Source organism: Desulfovibrio cuneatus DSM 11391, from assembly GCF_000430005.1.
Classification (GTDB): Bacteria; Desulfobacterota; Desulfovibrionia; order Desulfovibrionales; family Desulfovibrionaceae; genus Frigididesulfovibrio; species Frigididesulfovibrio cuneatus.
This window is the reverse complement of sequence record NZ_AUCY01000021.1, coordinates 22,932-42,768: the sequence shown is the minus strand read 5'-3', so window position 1 is coordinate 42,768 and position 19,837 is coordinate 22,932. Positions and strand designations below refer to the sequence as shown.

Below are 19,837 nucleotides of genomic sequence, written 5' to 3'. Positions count from 1 at the left end.
ACCCGTAGCATATTTCGCTGTAAAGGGAAAGCAGAAGGAAGGGCCTTTTTAGCAAGAAATGCACCAGGGAAAAACATTGCGCAAGCATACGCCTAAGTGCTACACACATTCCTTAATTGCATACATGGAGAGATTGTGAGCCACACCTTCCACCACCCCATAACCGTTATTTATATCAACAACATACGCCACAACCACCAGCAGATGCTACAGCATGCGGCTGGGCAGGCACAGCCCCCAAACACGGCTCGGCCCTGGCCCCTGTTATTGCCTGTGGTTAAAGCCGATGCTTATGGCCATGGTTATGCGCGCGTTGCCAAAGCTCTTGTGCAAGAGGGGGCCGGGGCGTTTGCTTCTGGTTCATTGCCTGAGGCAGCCGCCCTACGCAATTGCCTTGCCCCGCACGGGCAGCCTGCCATTGTTTCCCTGCTGGGCGCCTTGCAGGAATGTGAATGCACGCTGGCCCAAGAACACAACCTTGTAGCCACCCTGCATTCCCTAGAACAGCTTGCCGTATACATTTCTGCCCGCAAACCCCTGAACATTGCTATTAAATGCAATTCCGGCATGGGCAGGCTTGGCTTTTCTCTTGCGGCACTGCCGGAACTGGCGCACCAGCTCAAGCAAGCACCGTGGCTGAACCCGGTACTAGCCCTTTCCCACCTTGCTACGGCCGATGAACCAGGCGGAGAAGCCGAAGCCCTGCACCAGGCAACGCGCTTTGGTGAAGCCCTTGGCATTCTCCGCGCGCATTGGCCCCACATGCAGGCTTCCCTTGGCAACTCTGCCGGGCTGTTTATGCATTCTGCTCTTAGCCGCGCCATTGGCCCACATGCCTGCCGCCCTGGCCTTGCCCTTTACGGTATAAGCCCGCTGCACGATGCCACCATTGCCCCCGGCCCTTCCCTGCGCCCGGCAATGGCCATGCGTGCCCCGGTGCTTGCCCTGCGCACCTTGCACAAAGGCGAAGGGACAGGCTACGGCCTGACCTTTACCGCCCCGCATGAAATGCGCGTGGCCTTTATTGGCATTGGCTATTCCCATGGATACCCGCGCCAGCTTTCCGCCAAAGGCCATGTATGCATTCACGGCATAAAGTGCCCCATTGTTGGGCGCATTTCCATGCAAATGACCACAGTGGACGTAAGTGCCGTCCCCAGCCTTGGCCTTGGCGACCCGGCCTGGGTCATGGGGGGGCCGTTTGCGGCTGCCCCAACAGCCACAGAACTTGCCGCCGCCTGCAACACCATTCCCTATGAACTGCTGTGCCTGCTGGGCAAAAACACCCACGAATACCACGAATAGCCGATTCCAGCACGGGCCAAAAGCCACAAAAAAGCCGGGAACGCAACGTACCCGGCTTTTTATCAAGCATCAATAAAACAAAAGAGTTTACTCTTTTCGGAAGGCAGATCTAGCTGGCTGATTCACCAGGGAAGACTACCTGTACGCGCTCTTCATCTTTCGCACCAAAGCGCTCAATACGGCCAATTTCCCATGCTTTAACATTCATGGCTTCCAGCCTGTTGAGCACATCTTCAGCATGGTTGTTGCCCACTACCAGCACATACCCAATGCCACAGTTGAAAATCTGCATCATTTCAGGCCAAGTCAGCTTGCCTTCCTGCAACAGCCAGGTGAACACCGGGGGCATATCCCATGTGCCAAATTGGATGCTGGCTTTTACCTGGGCAGGCAAGGCGCGGGGAATATTTTCATAAAAACCACCACCCGTTACATGCACCATGCTGTTTACCGGAATGTCGCGCATAATATTACGCACACACTCAGCATAAATCACGGTAGGGGCCAGCAGCACGTCGCACACCGTATTATTGGTGCCGGGGAAAATATCGCTGCCCTGTAAACCACTTTGGTCCAGAATTTTACGTACCAGGGAAAAGCCGTTGGAATGCACGCCAGAAGAGGCAAGGCCAATAATGGTGTCGCCAACCTTTACGGAAGAGCCGTCCACAATATCATTATTAGGCACCATGCCTACACAAAAACCGGCAAGGTCATATTCACCAGGCTGATACATATCAGGCATTTCAGCCGTTTCCCCGCCAAGCAAAGCGCACCCTGCCTGCTTGCAGCCTTCTGCAACGCCAGCAATAACAGTGGCGGCCACGTCAACATCCAGCTTACCTGTGGCAAAATAATCCAGAAAAAATAAGGGCTTTGCCCCTTGCACCAAAATGTCGTTGGCACTCATGGCAACAAGGTCAATACCCACGGTATCGTGCTTGTTCCAGGCAAAAGCAAGTTTGAGCTTGGTGCCAACACCATCGGTGGAAGCAACCAGCACAGGGCTTTCAGTATTGCCCACGTCAGGCTTGAACAAACCACCAAAACCACCGATATCAGAAAGCACACCGGGAATATGGGTTTGCCCAACCATGGATTTTATACGTTGCACAAGGTTATTGCCGCCGTCAATATCAACGCCAGCCTCCTTGTAAGCTTTTGCTCGTAAGGTGGATGGGGGCATACTCATTCCTGAACTCCTTGCTCGCTCCGCTGAAAAAGAGAGAAAATTAGCCTTCGGCCCTTTTGCACTAGCGGATTAGTTACACAAAAAAATACTATACGTCTAATTTCAATACTATGCAATAAAGAGAAACTACCCAAAAGGGGTACGCTTGATTTTTTTTCATAAGAATCATACGCTTCTACAAGAAATTCACGAGATTTTCATTAAACACTCTTGGTAATTATTCCCACTTCCCTGGACAAAATTCAATAAAAGGAAAGAAAATGCTGCTCATTTATACAGGAAACGGCAAAGGAAAAACGTCTGCTTCAGTTGGGCAGGCCATACGCGCCCTGGGCCAAGGGCTTACAGTATATTTTGGCCAGTTCATGAAACGCCCGGAGCAGGCCGGAGAACAAAAAATACTGGCAACACTTCTTAACGAGCGTTTTTTAGCCTGCGGGGCCGGTTTTTTCCGTAAGGAAGAAGAGCGCCCCACCCACAGGGAAGCCGCACTGCACCTGCTGCAATGGGCCACCGCCCACCTTGACACAGCGGACATGATTATTCTGGATGAAACCCTGTACGCCCTGGGCAGCGGCCTGCTTACCCAGCAGGAAATAACAACCCTGCTGGACGCTGCAGAACGCGCCGGAACCCACGTGGTACTTTCCGGCAGGGGCCTACCGGACTGGCTGCGGGAACGGGCCGACCTGGTGACCGAAATGATGGAAATTAAGCACCCATACAATTTGGGGGAGAGGGCCGGCAAAGGAATCGAATATTAGGGAAACGCTGATTTATTCCGTTTGGCGGCGTTGCTTCACTTTTTTTGAAGCAGTCGAGGACGAAAGAGTCCACTCCTGCTTCAAAAAAAGCTTGCGCCTTGCCAAACGAAATAACTACGCGTTTCCAAAGAGCCATGTAATCAGCGCTTCCTTAAAAAAATGCCTCCTTTCGAGCAAAGCAAGAAAGGAGGCGCTAATGGGGGTCAAGGGGAATCATTCCCCTTGCAGGGGGTTAGGGGGACAGCGTCCCCCTTATAACACACTATGTTACTTATTTTCTTTCAAAAACTGCTTGGCGCGGGTGGCTTCCGGGCTATTGGGGTAGCGCTTCACCAATTCTTCCAGGCGCTCGCGGGCAGCGTCTTTTTTATTCACATTATGCAGGGCAATGCCCTGTTTGAGCATGGCAGCCTGAAATTTGCCGTTGCCAGGATATTTCGTAATAATTTCCTGGTAGGCCAAGGCGGCTCTGGCATAATCTTTCATTTGAAAATAGCTTTCCCCCTGCCAGAAAAAGGCATTCCCTGCCAGTTTGTCTTTGGGGTGCTTGGTGCCAAAGTCTTTAAAAGCCACCACAGCGTCTTTATAGCGCTTTTGGTCAAAGGCTTTTATGCCGGAATCATACAGCCCTTTGGCCCCGCCGGCCTGTTCCGAACCAGCTTCCACTGCTGTGGTGTCCGCGGCTTCATTCACCAGGGCAACGCCACTGGTGGCCCCTGGGGTGGGGGGAACAACTGCCATAGGCGGTGTTGCCATGGGCGGCGTATAGGGGCGCACGCCCGCACTGGGCACTGCGCTGGGGGCATCCAAAGAATCAGTGCTTATGGCAAGCTGGGAAGCCATTTTACGCACCATGGCTTCCAGGCGGTCTACCCGTTCAGCCAAGCGGCCAGCCTCGCCCCCTGCCCCGCCGCCTTGAAGCTGGTTCAGCTCCTGGCGCATAAGCTGCATTTGCGACCACACTTCCGCTTGCCCCGGCAGCACGTTTTCCACCTGCCCCACCTGGGAAAGTAACCCTTGAATTTGCTGATCGTGGCGGGCTACCTGCTGGCGCAAATCGTCAGCCCCGCCGGATGAGCCCGAAGAACTCCCAGTGGTGACACACCCTGTCATGGAAAGGGCCAACCCGGCACACGCCAATAACGAAAGTACGCGTGTTTTCATGCAAATCTCCTTTATTTTCCCGTGTGGTCTGGCTGGTAACAACCGCATACCACTGGCATTCTTGTATCTTAGGGAAACGCTGATTTATTCCGTTTGGCGTCGTTGTGACCTTTTTCCGCTCGGGCGTTGTTGGGATGAACAGCCAGCAAAGCTGTCTGTTCCCTCCGCCCTCGCTCCACGGCTCGCTACGCTCGCGACTGCCGTCGCCTTTAAGGTTTTTTGAAACAGTCGAGGACGGAAGAGTTGACTCGGCCCGTCCTGGGCCTCGGCTTCGGCTCCCGCCCTGCGGGCGGTTCCCAATTCTGCTTTCCTGCAGAATGATCACTCCTGCTTCAAAAAAAGTTCGCGCACAGAGCCTGTGTCCCCGACCTTGCCAAACGAAATAACTGAGCGTTTCCAAAATTCTATATAATCAGCGTTCCCTATGTGTTCAAAAAAACCACAAATACAGGGTAACACAATTCCTGTAATTCTGCAAAGCTCAAGCTTTGCCTTGGGTGCGGCGAATGCCAAACAACACATAGGCAAGCCCACCGATAAAGGGCAAAAATACCCCGGCGCACATCCACAAAATACGTTCCCCAGGGGTGGCAAACGTATGGTTGAAGGCATGCCAAATAGCCCACAGGTTTAACAACTGCGCAGGTAAAAAATACAGCATGGCTTGCATGTTGGTCATGTTCTGCTCCCTTCCTTGGGGGTATTGGGCGCACAAAACGAGTGCAGCACAAGCAGAACAGCCCCGAAGCAGATAAAAACATCTGCCACGTTAAATGCGGGCCAATGCCACCCTGCCCAATAAAAGTCCAAAAAATCCACCACAGCCCGAAACCGTACCCGGTCGATAAAATTACCCAGGGCCCCTCCCACAATGGCTCCAAAAGCCACGAACAGCATACGTTCATGCTCTTTGGCACTGCGGGCCATAACCACCACCACCACAATGGCTGCCAGGGTTGCCAGGGTAAAAAGCCAGAATTGCCACGTGGTGCCGGGGTCATTCAAAAAACCAAAGGCAGCCCCGTGGTTTTGCACATGCACAAGGGAAAAAAACGAGGTCACAGGAATGCCCGCATCCAGGGGCAACTGCTGCAACACCAGGGCTTTGGTGCCCTGGTCCAGCAGCAGTGCCACAAAGGCAACAAATGCGATTATACGGTAGCGCACTGCGCCCTACCCTACCAGTACTTTGGTGCAGCGGGGGCACGCTTCCGGGTGTTCCGGGTGTGTGCCAAGCTCGGTGCTGTAAATCCAGCAGCGGCTGCACTTGGCCCCCTGGGCTTTGCCAACGCCCACGGCAACGCCGGGCACAAGTTCGTCGCACAAGGCATCTGCCGGGGCACTTTCAAGGGGTTGCAAGGCCAACTGGGACACAATGAACAAGGCCCGCAGGTCTGTGCCCAGGCCTTCCAGCAGGGTGCGCATGGGGGCGTCCACAAACAGGGTCACGCAGGTATCCAGGGCATGGCCAATTTCCCCTGCCTTGCGCAAGGGCTCAATGGCGGCAGTAACCAGGGAACGGACAGCCAGCAGTGTTTCCCAACGCTTGCGTTCTTCTTCCGGCAGGGTAACCAGGGGCATATCGGTGCCGCTCAATGCAAAAATGGTCTTCACATCGTGGCGCAGCTCTTGTGAAAGGTGCTGGAACACTTCTTCCGCTGTAAAGGAAAGCACCGGGGCCATGGCAGAGGTAAGTAACTGCACTATGCGCCACAGGGCAGTTTGGGCGGAACGCCGTTCCTTGCTTGTTTTGCCGGAAGCGTAGAGCCTGTCTTTCAGTACATCCAGGTAGAAGGCGGAAAGGTCGGTCACGCACAGGTTGTGCAAGGTGTGGAACACCCGGTGGAATTCGTAATCGGTAAACGCGCTTTCCACTTCTTTATAGGCACGGCTCACCACTTCCAGGGCGAAGCGGTCCAGTGGGTCCATTTCGGCAAAGGGAATGGCATCTTCCGGGGTAAAATCACCCAGGTTGCCCAGCAGGTAACGGCAGGTGTTACGAATGCGGCGGTAAGCGTCTACCTGGCGGTGTAGAATTTCTTCTGAAATACGCACGTCTTCGCGGTAATCCACAGAAGCCACCCACATGCGCAGAATTTCCGCGCCGTACTTGGCAATGACTTCTTCCGGGGCCACCACGTTGCCGACAGATTTGGACATTTTTCGCCCTTCCCCGTCCACCACATAGCCGTGGGTCAGCACAGACTTGTAGGGGGGCACATTGCGGGTGCCAAGGGAAACAAGCAGGGAGCTGTGAAACCAGCCGCGGTGCTGGTCGGACCCTTCCAGGTACAGGTCGGCGGGGAAGCGGCATTCCTTGCGCTGCTCCAGCACAGCGGCAAAGCTGGTGCCGGAATCAAACCACACGTCCAGAATGTCTGTTTCACGCTTCCAGCGCTGCTGCCCGCAAGAAGGGCACTTCAACCCTTGGGGTACAATATCTTCCAGGGGCGCTTCAAACCAGTAATCACACCCGGTGGGGTGCGCGGCAAAGCGTTCAGCCAGGCTTTTTGTCCATTCGTGGCTGTGCCACGCTTCACCGCAGCCTTCACAAAGCAGGGCGGTAATGGGCACGCCCCAGGTGCGCTGACGGGAAATACACCAGTCCGGGCGGTGTTCAATCATGGAGTAAATACGCTCTTCGCCCCAGGCAGGAATCCAGCGCACATCGTTGCGGATGGCTTCCAGGGCGCGGGCACGCAGCTTATTTTTATCCATGCTGATAAACCACTGGGTGGTGGCCCGGAAAAATACGGGTTCTTTGCAGCGCCAGCAGTGCGGGTAAGAGTGGCGTACCTTGCCCTGGGTAATAAGACTACCTGTTTCCAGAAGCTTTTCAATAACCAGGGGGTTGGCTTCAAAAATGGTTTTCCCGCCAAAAAACTCCACGGTATCGTAAAAACGCCCGTTGTCGTCCATGGGGGAGTAAATTTCCAGGCCATACTTCAAGCCCATGTCATAGTCTTCACGCCCGTGGCCCGGTGCTGTGTGTACGCAGCCCGTACCAGCGTCCAGGGTTACGTGGTCACCAAGCACTACCGGAGAGGGGCGGTCATAAATGGGGTGCTTGGCCTGCAACCCTTCCAGGGCAGCGCCCTTCACCATGCTCACAATGGTGGGGCTAATCCAGCCAAAGGCCTTGCTGCATTCATCCAGCAAGCCTTCTGCCAGAATGTAGTGGTGCCCTTCCACCGCCACCAGGGCGTAATCAAATTCCGGGTGCAGGCACACAGCCATGTTATCGGGAATGGTCCAAGGGGTGGTTGTCCAGATAACCAGCCATGTCTTGCCAGCTTCTGCCTTGGGCAGCTTGCTTTTCAGGGCTGGGTCGGTAACGGGAAAACGCACATAAATGGAAGGCGAGGTGTGGTCGTAATATTCCACCTCTGCCTCGGCCAGGGCTGTGCGGCAAGAAGCGCACCAGTGAATGGGCTTTTTGCTGCGCACCACGGAACCTGCTGCCATGAAGTTGCCCAGCTCACGCGCTGTGGCGGCTTCATAGGAAGGGTCCATGGAAAGGTACGGCTTTTCCCATTCACCCATAACCCCCAGGCGCTTGAATTCTTTACGCTGGGTGGTAATCCACTTTGCGGCATATTCCCGGCACAGGCGGCGCACAACCTTGGCGGGCAGATCTTTCTTTTTTTCGCTGAGTTCCTGCTCCACTTTCAGTTCAATGGGCAGGCCATGGCAGTCCCAGCCGGGCACATATTCGGCCCGAAAGCCCTGCATGTTGCGCGACTTAACAATAATATCCTTGATAATCTTGTTCAATGCGGTGCCAAGGTGAATGTGCCCGTTAGCATAGGGGGGGCCGTCGTGCAGCACAAAGGTGCCTTTTTCGCCCCCGGCTGCCACCATGGCTTCATACGCACCAATACTTTCCCAATGACGCAACATTTCAGGCTCACGCTGGGTCAGGTTGGCTTTCATGGGGAATTTTGTTTCAGGAAGATTCAGGGTATTTTTATAGTCGCTCATGGCTGCTCCAAAAAATAGTCTGCCTTTGGCAGCGGTAAATATAGGGAAACACTGATTAAGTGGCACTTTGGAAACGCGCAGTTATTTCGTTTGGCAAGGCGCGAGCTTTTTTTGAAGCAGGAGTTGACTCTTCTGTCCTCGACTGTTTCAAAAAAAGTGAAGCAACGCCGCCAAACGAAATAAATCAGCGTTTCCATAGAGGGAGTTACGCACGCAGGTGCCAGCAAGGCAACCCATATTCTTCCTTGAAGCGGCAGCATAAGTCAAGAGAAAAGGAGTTTATCCACCCAGGCTGGTACCACCTGCGTGGCCAGCCCATAACGGCTTTCAGCAAATACGGAAGCCCCAACGCTGGGTTGCAAGTTCAGTTCCACGGTGTGTGCCCCATAAGCCTTGGCATGGCGCACAAAGCCAGAAGCAGGGTACACATTGCCGGAAGTACCAATGGAAGCAAACACCCGGCACTGCTCCAGGGCCTCTTCTATTTGTTGCATATACAAGGGCATTTCCTCAAACCACACAATGTGCGGGCGCACATACCCGGCCTTACCGCAACTGGGGCACACGTCTTTACTGCTCATGTCCTCAAAACACGGGAACACAGCTTCGCACGCGGCGCAGCGCCCTTGCAGTAATTCCCCGTGCATGTGCAACACATTGTGGCTGCCGCCACGTTCGTGCAGGTTGTCCACGTTTTGTGTAACCACCAGCACCTTGCCGGGGTATTCCGCTTCCAGCCGGGCCAAGGCCTTGTGGGCTGCATTGGGGGCAATGATGCCGTTTTGCAAATCACGCCGCCGCTGGTTGTAAAAACGGTACACCCGTTCCGGGTCTCTGGCAAAGCCACCGGGGGTGGCTACATCTTCCACCCGCTCGTTCTCCCACAGGCCGTCACTATCTCTGAAAGTAGCAATGCCGCTTTCGTGGCTAATGCCTGCTCCGGTAAGAATGACTATCATAAGCACAGTCCTTTAGTCATAAGAGGGGATACTATTTATCTACTAAGGTGCAAGTTTATGGTGAAGAAACACATCGTGTATTGGAAAACGCTCAGTTCTTCGTTTGGCAAGGCACGAGCTTTTTGGGAAGTGGGTGCTGGGCTCTTTGGGCCCTGCCCCGCTTCAAAAAGAGAGAAGCAACGCCGCCAAACGGAACAATCAGCGTTTTCCGCAGTATTGCAAAACATCCTGCGGTTGCTCCAGCAAATACCTGGCCCCGTAAGCCAGCAATTCTTCCTTGGGCCGGAACCCCCACAGCACCCCCACGGGCACCATGCCCGCAGCGGTGGCGGTTTCCATATCTACCCGCGTATCCCCCATAAACAGCACCTCTTGCGGGTGCAGGCCCAGTTCCTTGGCCATGGCAAGGGCCATGGTGGGGTCTGGCTTGGCCTTGCCCCCTTCCGGGCTGCCTTTTACCAATACAAACGGCTGTAGCGGGAAAAAGTGCTGCACCACCATTGTGGTAAATTCCTGTAACTTGTTGGAAAGCACCGCCAACTGCATCCCTTTGGCCTGCAACTGTTCCAGCATGGTGAAAATACCCGCATACACATGGGTCTTCCGGGCCCAGTACTGCCCATATTCCACTTTGGCCTGGGCCACCAGGGCATCCACCAGGGCCGGGTCTGTACCTTTAGGAACGGTGCGCTGCAACATGGTATGAATGCCATCTCCCACGAAATAACGGTAGTCCTGCACCGGGTGGGTTGGCAGATTATGCCCCGCAAGCACATCATTGGTGGTGTCAGCCAAATCTTCCAGGCTATTAATGAGCGTTCCATCTAAATCAAAAAAAACAGCTTTTGCTGGTAGTGCCTGTGCCATACATTTTCCCCTTGGTTCTTACAATAGACTCATGTCATTAGGCAGAGGCTATGCCCCTTGTCAACCAGGGGGGCACACTCGATTATGAGAAAAACCGCACAACGCTACGTACGCACCGTGCACATATAGGAGTAAATGAGTACACACTCCATGTGCCCCCCCCTCTTTCCATGGGCGCTCCCCCACAAGCTCATAATACAACTCGGAGAGTTCATTATGAGAAGAAATTCATACCTGATAAATTTTTATACCAAAATTTAGTTGAGTTCCTCCCTTCAAGCTGGTAGGAGTAACATATTCAGGCTTGAGTTTTTTTTCACAATTGAAAAAGTCAATAACTCTGGTACCAAGCCATAAGGAACAGCCTAATGAGAATCAGTCAAAATAAAGCTTGTTTTTTAGGCCATGCCGCGGATATAACCTCCTTCCAGCCAAAATGCCTTCTTTAAGAAGGACAAAACAATTGGAATGGCTTACGGACACTTGAATGGCACCCTTAATTCACAGGAAATAAGTCATGTTTTCATTCCTTTCCCAAGTGGGGTTTTTTCTCATCTCATGGCTTGGCGTCGCCGTGCTTGCATATGGCGCGTTTATGGCCTGGAAGAAACGCTCTAACCTCATACAAAGCGTTACCTGGTTATGCATTGCGGATGTGGGCACATTGCTTGTGGGCATGGCCAGCGGCACAGATGGCGGGCAAACCGGAGCAGTGCTGCAACTTGTGTACACAGGGATTGCCCGTTTTTTGGCATATTCCTGCGCAATGCGTCTGGTGGAATTTGCCAGCGTACAGCACACTGAAAATTTATATGGCATAGGCAAAGCGCGCCGGGTTACCACCACGCTCTTTGCCTTTGCCATGTTTGCGGCCCTGGGGGTAAGCCCCTTCCTTACCCCAGACGCAAAACCATTTATTCTGCAAGGGGTATTAGCTGGCGGAGCGTGGCTTACACCTGCCATTGTGGTGGCTGCCAATGCCCTTATGGCAGTCACCACCGTGCTGCTGGTGCATGGGCTGTGGCTTGGCAACGGCTCCTTTGCCGCGGAAGATGAACGCCTGAACCAGAACACCAGCGGCCTTGCCCTGGCTGGCCTGCTTGTGCTTATGGGCCTTGGCGGGCACAGCCTTGGCAGCATGGCTGCCGCCCTGGTTGGTGCAAGCGCAGCCACCTTACCCGATTTTGCCGTGCATTGGCACAGCGCCGCCCTTATTCCCTTTGTAGCGGGCGTGGTTGTGTGGTGCACCGCCAGCATGGGGGAAAAGGTACGCAACATTATTGCCATTGGGGCCATGCTTCTGGCATTTGCTTTTGCAGTGGCAGACACCTCCCTGGCCCCGGTGGGCCGCCTGTTTGCCGTGCTGGTAACGGGCATAGGCCTTTTGGTGACTATTTACTCTTGCGGGTACATTCATAATGGCCCCAGCATGAGCGCCCCCGGCTACTTCTTTTTCCTGTTGCTTATGTTCGGTTCCCTGGCAGGCATTGCCACTGCGGGCAACCTGGGCGGGTTCTATGTATTTTGGGAAATAATGACCCTGACTTCCTACGTGCTGGTAGCCTATGAAGGCACTGAAAGTGCCCACAAAGCCGCCATCAAGTACTTCATTATGTGCAGCGTGGCTGCGGCGGTTATGCTGCCCGGCCTGCTGGTGCTTTCCGCCAAACTTGGCACCCTGGATATTGCCGCCTTGGCGAGCATGGGTGCAACCCTTGCCCCCGGCATGGCAACCCTGGTGGCCCTGCTGACCCTGGTGGGCTTTGGCGTAAAAGCTGGCCTTGTGCCCGGCCACGCATGGCTGCCGGATGCGCACCCCGCGGCTCCTTCTTCTGTTTCTGCTCCTCTTTCCGGTGTGCTCACCAAAGCAGGCATATTCGGCATTGTGCAGATATTCCTGGTTATTCTGGGTACCGGGGCCTTTTTGCAAGGCGCTCCCCAGCAAGCGGACATGGCGGCGGGCATTCCTGCTGCTATTCCCGGGGTGGGCAAGCTCCTTACCGGGCTTGGCCTTATCACCATGTTATATGGTGAATTCATGGCCCTGCGCCAGCAAGACATAAAGCGCCTGTTCGCCTATTCCACCATGGGGCAGATTGGTGAAATCACCATGACCCTTGGCCTGTGCACCTGGCTTGCCACCACCGGGGCACTCCTGCACGTGGTGAACCATGCCATTATGAAAGACCTGCTCTTCCTGTGTTCTGGCGCACTGATTCTGCGGGCGGGCACACGCAACCTGGACGGCCTGAAAGGCCTTGGCAGGGTTATGCCCTTTACCACAGGCTGCATGGTGGTGGGCCTTATTGCCATTATGGGCCTGCCGCCCTTTGCCGGGTTCATGAGCAAGTACCTGATGCTGTTTGCCCTGGCAGACAAAAGCCCCCTGCTGGCAGGCCTTATGCTGCTGGCAAGCCTTGCCGGGTGTGTGTATTACATGCGCATTGTGCGCGTGCTGGTGTTTGAACCCTATGAAGGCGCAGCAGTGGAAGAAGCTCCCCTGGCCATGCGCCTGCCCATAGGCATTCTTGCCGCCCTGTGCGTGGTGCTTGGGTTGTTCCCGCAACTGGGCCTTTCCCTTGTGTTGCCCGTGGTGAACGGCCTTGTGGCTTCCGGCAAAATTGCCGCCCAAAGCCTGCCCAGCCTGAACATTATCTGGCAGCCCTTTACCCTGGTGCTGCTGCTGGGCGCTGCGGTGCCTGTGCTGCTGCGGGCTGAACCTGCCAAGGCAGGCCGTGCCACTGCTGGCGTACTTGCCGTTGCAGCCATACTTGTGCTGCTGTTCGGGCAAGGGTTGGACACGCTTTCTTTCATATTCGCCTTTATTGTGCCTACCATTGGCGCAGTGAACATGTACTACGCTTCGGCCTACATGGACCACAGCCACACCCAGTGGCGCTTTTACGCCTTCTTCCTGGTTATGACAGCAGGCCTTACCGGGGTTGCCGCCAGCCAGGACCTGTTCAACTTCTTCCTGTTCTGGGAAATAATGAGTTCCTGGAGCCTGTACTTTGTTATTGTGCATGAAGAAAACAAAGAAGCGCTGCAAGAAGGCTTCAAGTACTTCTTCTTCAACGTGCTGGGGGCAGCCTTCCTGTTCCTTGGCGTTGTGCTGCTTGTAAACTGTTGCGGCGGTGCCGAATTTACCACGGTAACTGCTGCCCTGCCCGGCCTTTCCAGCAGTAAAATATTCATTGCCCTGCTGCTTATGGCCACGGGTTTTGTGATGAAGGCAGCCCAGCTCCCCTTCCGCATTGACGTGCAAATGCACCCGGCAACGGCCCCCACGCCTGTTTCCGGCTACATTTCTTCCGTTCTGCTTAAAAGCGCCATTTTCGGCCTTGCCAAGCTGTTCCTTGTGCTGGGCGGCGGCGCGCTGCTGGCCCAAACAGCCGGTCTGTTCGGGCAAAACGCCATCCAAACCCTTGTGGTGTGGGTGGGCGGCATTACCATTGTTATGGCTGCCGCGTACGCCGTGTTCCAGTCAGACCTCAAGCTGGTGCTTATTTATTCCACCGTAAGCCAGCTTGGCTACATGGTAGTAGGCGTGGCCCTTGGCACTTCCCTTGGGGTGGCAGGTGGCCTGTTGCACCTGCTCAACCACGTGTTCTTTAAAGACCTCCTGTTCCTTGTGGCAGGCTCCCTTATTCTGCAATCGCACCGCCATTCAGTGGACGCCATGGGCGGCCTTGGCAAGCGTATGCCCATTACCATGGGGTTGTTTGCCATTGGTGCCTTGTGCGTTATTGGCGTGCCCCCCAGCAACGGCTTTACTTCCAAGTGGATTATTTACCACGCTCTTATGGAGCAAGGCCACGTGCTGGTAGCCATTCTTTCCCTCATGGGCAGCGTTATTACCCTGGCCTACTTTGCCAAGCTCATGCACTCCGTATTCCTGGGGCAGCCAGCCCCTGGCCTGGAAAATGTGCAGGAAGCCCCCAAAGCCATGCTGGTGCCCATGGGCCTGCTGGCCCTGGCCTGCGTAGTCACCAGCGTATTCCCCGGCCTGCTCCTTGCCCCGCTGAACAATGTGCTTACGCAGTTCTCCCTCACGCCCCTTGAAATTGCCCCGTGGGGCATTGCTTCGGGCAAAGGGGCATGGAACGCCACCGTTGCCAGCGTGCTGGTAGCTGCGGCCTGGTTTGGGGGAAGAAAAGTGCTGCTCATGTTCACCAAAAACCAACGGGTAAGCCCCATTCACACCTGCGGTATTGACCCGGACGACCTGAACCTGCGCACCACCACAAAAGACATCTATTCTTCCCCGGCTGCCCTGTGGGACAACTGGAAAAAATAGCAGTAGCCAAGCGTAATGTTATGGTGGACCGGGGCTGGGCTAACAAGCAGCCCCGGCATGAATACACGGTGTTTACCCCGCATGGAGCACACAAACCATGAGCGACATATTCTCTCTCATCTCCCAATCAGCCACCGGGCTGTTCCACCTTGTGGTATTTCCCGGCGGCCTGTTTGCCCTGCTTTTTGGCCTTGTGCTGAAAGGCATTGACCGCAAAGTGGAGGCACGCCTGCAACGGCGCGTTGGCCCCCCCCTGCTGCAACCGTTTTACGACCTGGTAAAACTTGCCAGCAAAGAAACCATTATCCCGGAAACAGCCAACAAAACGCTGTTTATGTATGCCCCGCTTTTGGGCTTCACAGGCATGGCAGTGTGCCTTGCCCTGCTGCCTGTGCCCGGCGTGTATTACGGTATGGAAAACATGGGCGACATGCTGGTGTTTTTCTACCTGCTTCCCTTGCCTGCCATTGCCCTGATGGTGGCGGGTTCTTCTTCCAGTTCTCCCTTCGGTGCGCTGGGCTTTTCCCGTGAAATGACCCTGATGTTTGCCTATGAAGTGCCCCTGCTACTGGTTATTCTGGCCGTGGCCATGCAAGTGGGCGGGGAAGGCAGCGCGGAATTTTCCCTGCGTAAAATCATTGAATACCAGCGTGAACACGGCTCCTTCGGGTTCACCCTTTCCATGCTGCCCGCCTTTGTGGCCTACCTGCTGTACCTGCCAGGGACCATGGGTGTGCCCCCCTTTGACGTGGCAGAAGCGGAAACAGAAATTCTGGAAGGCCCCCTGCTGGAATATTCCGGCGGGCTTCTGGCCTTTTTCCAGCTCACCAGCGCCATGAAGCTGGTTATTGCCCTTGGCTTTGGGGTGGTTATGTTCTTCCCAGGCACAGTGGCAGGTGGCCCACTGGTAAACATTGTGTGGTTTGCCGCCAAATGCCTGCTGCTTATGCTGGTGGCCCTTACCCTGTGCAAGGCGGCAACAGCCCGCATGCGCATTGAACAGGCCCTTTCCTTCTACCTGAAATACCCCGCCACGCTTGCCCTGGTAAGTGTTGTGCTGGCATGGGTTTCTTTGTAACCCAAGGAGCTTCCCGTGAACTTGTTTTCTGATATAGTGGTTCGCTCCCCGTGGCTGTACCGCATTAACGCAGGCTCTTGTAACGGCTGCGATGTGGAACTGGCCACCACTGCCTGCATTCCCCGCTACGACGTGGAACGCCTTGGTTGCCGTTATTGCGGTAGCCCGCGCCATGCAGACATTGTCCTTATAACCGGCCCCCTTACCCTGCGCGTGCGCGACAAAGTGCTGCGCGTATGGCAGGAAATTCCTGAACCAAAAGTGACCGTTGCCGTGGGCATTTGCCCCATTAGCGGCGGTGTGTTCCGAGGTGGGCACTCCATTGAAGGCCCCATTGACCGGTATATTCCTGTTGATGTCAACGTACCCGGCTGTCCGCCGCGCCCCCAGTCCATTATGGAAGGGGTGTTGCTGGCAAAGAAAATATGGTTGGACAGGCTCAACGGCATTGCCCCAGGCCACAAGGAGGAACGCCATGTTTCGCTTCCTTAAACTTTTGGGCAAAAACCTTGCCCAAGGCCCTTCCACAGACCCCTTTCCCGCAAAAGAAGCCCACACACCGGAACGCTTTCGTGGCCGGGTGGTGGTAAACCCGGAACAGTGCGTGGGTTGCCGCATTTGCCACCATATGTGTGCAGGCGGGGCCATTCGCATTGAAGATAATGAAGAAAAAACAGGTTATAACTTCACCGTGTGGCATAACACCTGTGCTTTGTGCGGCATGTGCCGGCACTATTGCCCCACCAAGGCCATTACCCTGAGCACAGACTGGCACAACGCCCACACCCAGGAAGATAAATACGACTGGGCCGCCCACTACAGCATTCCGTACCTTGCCTGCGCCGGGTGCGGGGCCCACATTCGCATGCTGCCCCCACAACTGGCAGCCCGGCTATACGCTCACAGCCCTGTGGACATGACCGACCTTTTGAAACTCTGCCCAAGCTGCCGCCAACTGGCTGCGGCCCGCCGGGAGGAAATCAGCAATGACACCCACGAACAAGAGTAACGAAATAGTGCATGATGCCCTGCTGCAAGCCACAGAGCTTGCCACGCAGTGGACATTTGACGTGAAGCAGAACGCCTTTGGCTGGCTGCGCCTGAACAATACCGAAAGCCTGCGCCCCGCCGCCAAAGCCCTGGCCGAAAACGGCGCACGCCTGTGCACCATGACAGCCTATGTGGAAGAGCGCGGCGAAAACAGCAATAAAAAAGCCATTGCCTACCATTTTGCCCTGGCAAATACCGTGGTCACGGTGACTGTGCCCCTGTATACCGCCGGGTGCGACACCCCCGTGGCAGTGCCTTCCATTACCTCCTGGTTCCGCAATGCAGACTGGAACGAACGCGAGTTCCATGAAATGTTCGGCATTGACATTGTGGACCACCCCAACCCCAAGCGTTTGTTTCTGGATGAACGCCTGGATGCGGGCATTATGTCTTCCCTCATTCCTTTTTCTGCCATGGTGCATGGCGCTGCCACCCGCAACCTGTGGGAACAGGTTATGGCGGCAAAAGGGGTGGATATTACCGGAAGCGACGGCAGCTACGGGCTTGAAAACCCGCACGGGGCACCAACCGACATAAGCACCCCGCCAATTGAGGAACCCACGTTTACCCCTGTTTCCGCCACTGCCCCTGAAAACGGAAACTAGGGAACTCAAAACACAACATATTTGCAAGCATTCACTGGCCCGCATCAACGCCAGTTTTATAGGAGCCGCTATGAGCGAAGCCCTTGGTAAAGAGTTTACATTGCCCCTTGGCCCCATGCACGTTGCCCTGGAAGAGCCCATGTACTTCAAGGTAACAGTGGAAGGGGAACGGGTGCGCCACGTGGAAATTACGTCCGGCCACGTCCACCGTGGCATGGAAGCCCTGGCCACCAAACGCAACCTGTTCCAGAACATTGTGCTGACAGAACGGGTGTGTTCCCTGTGTTCCAACAGCCACCCCCTGACCTACTGCATGGCTATTGAAAACCTGGCAGGCATTGAAGTGCCCCGCCGGGCACAGTACCTGCGTGTGCTGGCAGATGAAATCAAGCGCGTAGCTTCACACCTGTTTAACGTGGCTATTCTGGCCCACATTATCGGGTACAAGTCACTGTTCATGCACGTTATGGAAGTGCGTGAAATTATGCAGGACGTGAAGGAAACCGTATATGGCAACCGCATGGACCTTGCCGCCAACACCCTTGGCGGTGTGAAGAACGATGTGGACGCCCAACTATTCGGCTACATTACCCGCAGCTTGCAGCGCCTTGAAGGGCACATGCAGGAAATCATCGACATTTACGCCTCTAACCCCATGCTGTGCTCCCGCACCGTGGGTGTGGGCGTACTGCCAAAGGATGAAGCCATACGCTATGGCCTTGTAGGCCCAGTGGCACGGGGCAGCGGCCTGGCTGTGGACGTGCGCCGCGACGCACCCTATGGCATATACCCGGAGCTGTCCTTTAACGTGATTACGGAAACAGGCGGCGACGTGCATTCACGCGCCATGGTACGCCTGCGCGAAGTGAATGAAAGCATCAGCCTTATCCGCCAGATTGCGGCCAACCTGCCGGAAGGCAAGCTCACCGCCCCACTGCCCGTTATTCCCGCAGGCCAGGGCTGCGCCCGCACTGAAGCCCCACGCGGGGAACTGTTCTACTTCATCCGTACCGATGAATCAGACATTCCTACCCGCTTAAAATGGCGCGTGCCCTCCTACATGAACTGGGACGCCCTGGAAGTGATGATGAAAGACTGCGCCGTGGCTGACGTTTCTCTCATCGTCAACAGCATTGATCCTTGCGTTTCCTGCACCGAACGATAAGGAAACACTGCCTTTTCCCGTCTGGCTGCGTTGCTTCCTGTTTTTTACAGAGGGGCAGGGCCAAAGAGCCCACCCCCTCTGTAAAAAACACTCGCGCCTTGCCAGACGAAAAAATTCAGCGTTTCCCAGAGTTCTCAACCAACTATTTGGGAAAACTGACTGTTTTCATCTTGGGGGAGGCAGAGCCTTCCCCAATGCAATAGGAACATATAATCATGCACGAAACAGTTTTTGCCAGTTCACTGCTACGCATCGTGCTGGAAGAAGCCAAGCGCCATGAAACGCAAGGCGCAGCGTTGCAGGTGAAGCATGTGCGCTTGCGGGCAGGGCTTTTAGCCTGTGTGGAGGCCCACACCCTAACTGGCTGTTTTTCGTTGCTGGCAGAAGGTACCCCTGCGGAAGGGGCCACCCTTGAAGTGGTGGTGGAACCGCTTACGGGGCATTGCCCGGCTTGCAAGGCCAGTGTAAGCACCACCAGCCGCCGTTTTTCCTGCCCGCAATGCGGGGGAGAAGGGGTGCGCTGGGCTGAGGGCAACCAACTGTACATTGACACCATCAAGGTGGCCCCCTACGGCACCGCAGTGCAGGCAGTTACATAAAGCCCACCACCACTGCCTGGTATTTGGCAAACGATGACATCGGTACAAACAACACATACGTTACAATGAGAGAATAAGGACTTTATATGGAAAGCAATTTTGTTATTTATGTGGACTCTGCCAAGTGCAAGGGCTGCACCAAGTGCGAACTTGCCTGCATTGCCTCCCACCACAACATGACCATTAAAGAAGCGGTAAAGCACCGTAAAACCCTTGCATCACGTGTGCATGTGGTAAAAACCGATAAAATTCGTATGCCAGTGCAGTGCCGCCAGTGTGAAAATGCCCCCTGTGCCAACATTTGCCCCACCCAGGCACTGGTGCTTAATGAACGGGGCCGCATTGTTATGCGCACCCAGTTTTGTGCAGGCTGCGGGCTGTGCATTGCCGCCTGCCCTTATGGGGCCATCAGCCCCGAATTTATCAAGCTGACGGAAAAAGAAAAAGCCAATTTGGACAAATCCGAAAACCGCATGATTGCCGTGCGCTGCGACATGTGCGCCGAATGGCGGGAACGGGAAGGCAAACAGGTAAGCGCCTGTGTGGAAGCCTGCGCCGCCGGGGCCTTGCGCATGATGCCCATTGATGAATACCGCCGCCTTGCCAGTGGTGGTGCTGTGGAACCTTCCATGCTGGAAGAAACCCCGGCAGAAAACACTCCGGAAAAATAATCAGCCTCACTGCATTTGCTGTATTTACCAAAAGCCCATGCCCACCAATACTTAGTGGCATGGGCTTTTGGGCGTTTCTATGCTTGGTGCCCACGCCACGGCTTGACGCTACAGCCCGGCGGCCTTACCTATACAGCATA

The 19,837-nt window shown here is 55.1% G+C and carries 17 protein-coding genes; 10 read left to right on the top strand and 7 right to left on the bottom strand.

Annotated elements, in window-relative coordinates:
• Window positions 1-135: 135 nt before the first annotated feature.
• Complete coding sequence (gene alr, locus G497_RS0106570; protein ID WP_051257908.1) at window positions 136-1,305, top strand: alanine racemase; 1,170 nt, start codon at window positions 136-138, stop codon at window positions 1,303-1,305.
• A gap of 109 nt (window positions 1,306-1,414) precedes the next feature.
• Here the strand turns inward: alr and purM are convergent, their stop codons facing one another.
• Window positions 1,415-2,497: a phosphoribosylformylglycinamidine cyclo-ligase gene (gene purM, locus G497_RS0106565; RefSeq protein ID WP_245576358.1), complete on the bottom strand. Its 1,083-nt coding sequence runs from the start codon at window positions 2,495-2,497 to the stop codon at window positions 1,415-1,417.
• A 260-nt stretch (window positions 2,498-2,757) separates the two neighbouring features.
• On the opposite strand from purM, the gene G497_RS0106560 reads away from it, so the two are divergent.
• Window positions 2,758-3,261, top strand: coding sequence for a cob(I)yrinic acid a,c-diamide adenosyltransferase (locus tag G497_RS0106560; RefSeq protein WP_027187561.1), 504 nt, complete (start codon window positions 2,758-2,760; stop codon window positions 3,259-3,261).
• Between the two features lie 267 nt (window positions 3,262-3,528).
• Here the strand turns inward: G497_RS0106560 and ybgF are convergent, their stop codons facing one another.
• The 6 genes from ybgF to G497_RS0106530 all read right to left on the bottom strand — a co-directional run bounded on the left by ybgF (window position 3,529) and on the right by G497_RS0106530 (window position 10,232).
• Window positions 3,529-4,425 carry a tol-pal system protein YbgF gene (gene ybgF / locus G497_RS0106555; RefSeq protein ID WP_027187560.1) on the bottom strand — a complete coding sequence of 299 codons (897 nt, stop codon included), beginning with the start codon at window positions 4,423-4,425 and terminating at the stop codon, window positions 3,529-3,531.
• A gap of 481 nt (window positions 4,426-4,906) precedes the next feature.
• A complete protein-coding gene (locus G497_RS0106550) occupies window positions 4,907-5,104 on the bottom strand; it encodes a PLD nuclease N-terminal domain-containing protein (protein WP_027187559.1) in 198 nt (65 codons plus the stop codon).
• The gene (gene lspA, locus G497_RS0106545) at window positions 5,101-5,592 is read right to left on the bottom strand and encodes a signal peptidase II (RefSeq protein WP_027187558.1); all 492 of its coding nucleotides are present in this window, start codon (window positions 5,590-5,592) and stop codon (window positions 5,101-5,103) included. The genes G497_RS0106550 and lspA overlap by 4 nt, the downstream gene beginning before the upstream one ends.
• Before the next feature lie 6 nt (window positions 5,593-5,598).
• Window positions 5,599-8,406 carry an isoleucine--tRNA ligase gene (gene ileS, locus G497_RS0106540; protein ID WP_027187557.1) on the bottom strand — a complete coding sequence of 936 codons (2,808 nt, stop codon included), beginning with the start codon at window positions 8,404-8,406 and terminating at the stop codon, window positions 5,599-5,601.
• A gap of 263 nt (window positions 8,407-8,669) precedes the next feature.
• Complete coding sequence (gene cobB / locus G497_RS0106535; protein ID WP_034636988.1) at window positions 8,670-9,365, bottom strand: Sir2 family NAD+-dependent deacetylase; 696 nt, start codon at window positions 9,363-9,365, stop codon at window positions 8,670-8,672.
• Between the two features lie 198 nt (window positions 9,366-9,563).
• Window positions 9,564-10,232, bottom strand: a complete 669-nt coding sequence (locus G497_RS0106530; protein ID WP_027187555.1) for an HAD family hydrolase — start codon at window positions 10,230-10,232, stop codon at window positions 9,564-9,566.
• A 517-nt stretch (window positions 10,233-10,749) separates the two neighbouring features.
• Between G497_RS0106530 and G497_RS17090 the strand changes: the two genes are divergently transcribed.
• The 8 genes from G497_RS17090 (at window position 10,750) to G497_RS17070 (ending at window position 19,697) form a co-directional block, all read left to right on the top strand.
• Window positions 10,750-14,529 carry a complex I subunit 5 family protein gene (locus G497_RS17090; protein ID WP_051257907.1) on the top strand — a complete coding sequence of 1,260 codons (3,780 nt, stop codon included), beginning with the start codon at window positions 10,750-10,752 and terminating at the stop codon, window positions 14,527-14,529.
• 97 nt (window positions 14,530-14,626) lie between these two features.
• Entirely contained in the window at window positions 14,627-15,607 is a 981-nt protein-coding gene (locus G497_RS0106520) for a respiratory chain complex I subunit 1 family protein (protein ID WP_051257906.1), read from the top strand.
• A gap of 15 nt (window positions 15,608-15,622) precedes the next feature.
• Window positions 15,623-16,099: an NADH-quinone oxidoreductase subunit B family protein gene (locus G497_RS17085; protein ID WP_051257905.1), complete on the top strand. Its 477-nt coding sequence runs from the start codon at window positions 15,623-15,625 to the stop codon at window positions 16,097-16,099.
• On the top strand, window positions 16,083-16,616 hold the full coding sequence (locus tag G497_RS17080; protein ID WP_034636986.1) for a 4Fe-4S dicluster domain-containing protein: 534 nt from the start codon (window positions 16,083-16,085) through the stop codon (window positions 16,614-16,616). Before G497_RS17085 ends, G497_RS17080 begins: the two co-directional genes overlap by 17 nt.
• Window positions 16,594-17,262 (top strand): NADH-quinone oxidoreductase subunit C, encoded by a 669-nt coding sequence (locus tag G497_RS17075; protein ID WP_084516059.1) that lies wholly within the window; start codon window positions 16,594-16,596, stop codon window positions 17,260-17,262. The genes G497_RS17080 and G497_RS17075 overlap by 23 nt, the downstream gene beginning before the upstream one ends.
• Window positions 17,263-17,332: 70 nt before the next feature.
• Window positions 17,333-18,427, top strand: a complete 1,095-nt coding sequence (locus G497_RS0106500; protein WP_027187553.1) for a hydrogenase large subunit — start codon at window positions 17,333-17,335, stop codon at window positions 18,425-18,427.
• 215 nt (window positions 18,428-18,642) lie between these two features.
• On the top strand, window positions 18,643-19,026 hold the full coding sequence (locus G497_RS0106495) for a hydrogenase maturation nickel metallochaperone HypA/HybF (protein ID WP_027187552.1): 384 nt from the start codon (window positions 18,643-18,645) through the stop codon (window positions 19,024-19,026).
• A gap of 86 nt (window positions 19,027-19,112) precedes the next feature.
• Window positions 19,113-19,697, top strand: coding sequence for a 4Fe-4S dicluster domain-containing protein (locus tag G497_RS17070; protein ID WP_084516057.1), 585 nt, complete (start codon window positions 19,113-19,115; stop codon window positions 19,695-19,697).
• Window positions 19,698-19,837: the final 140 nt, after the last annotated feature.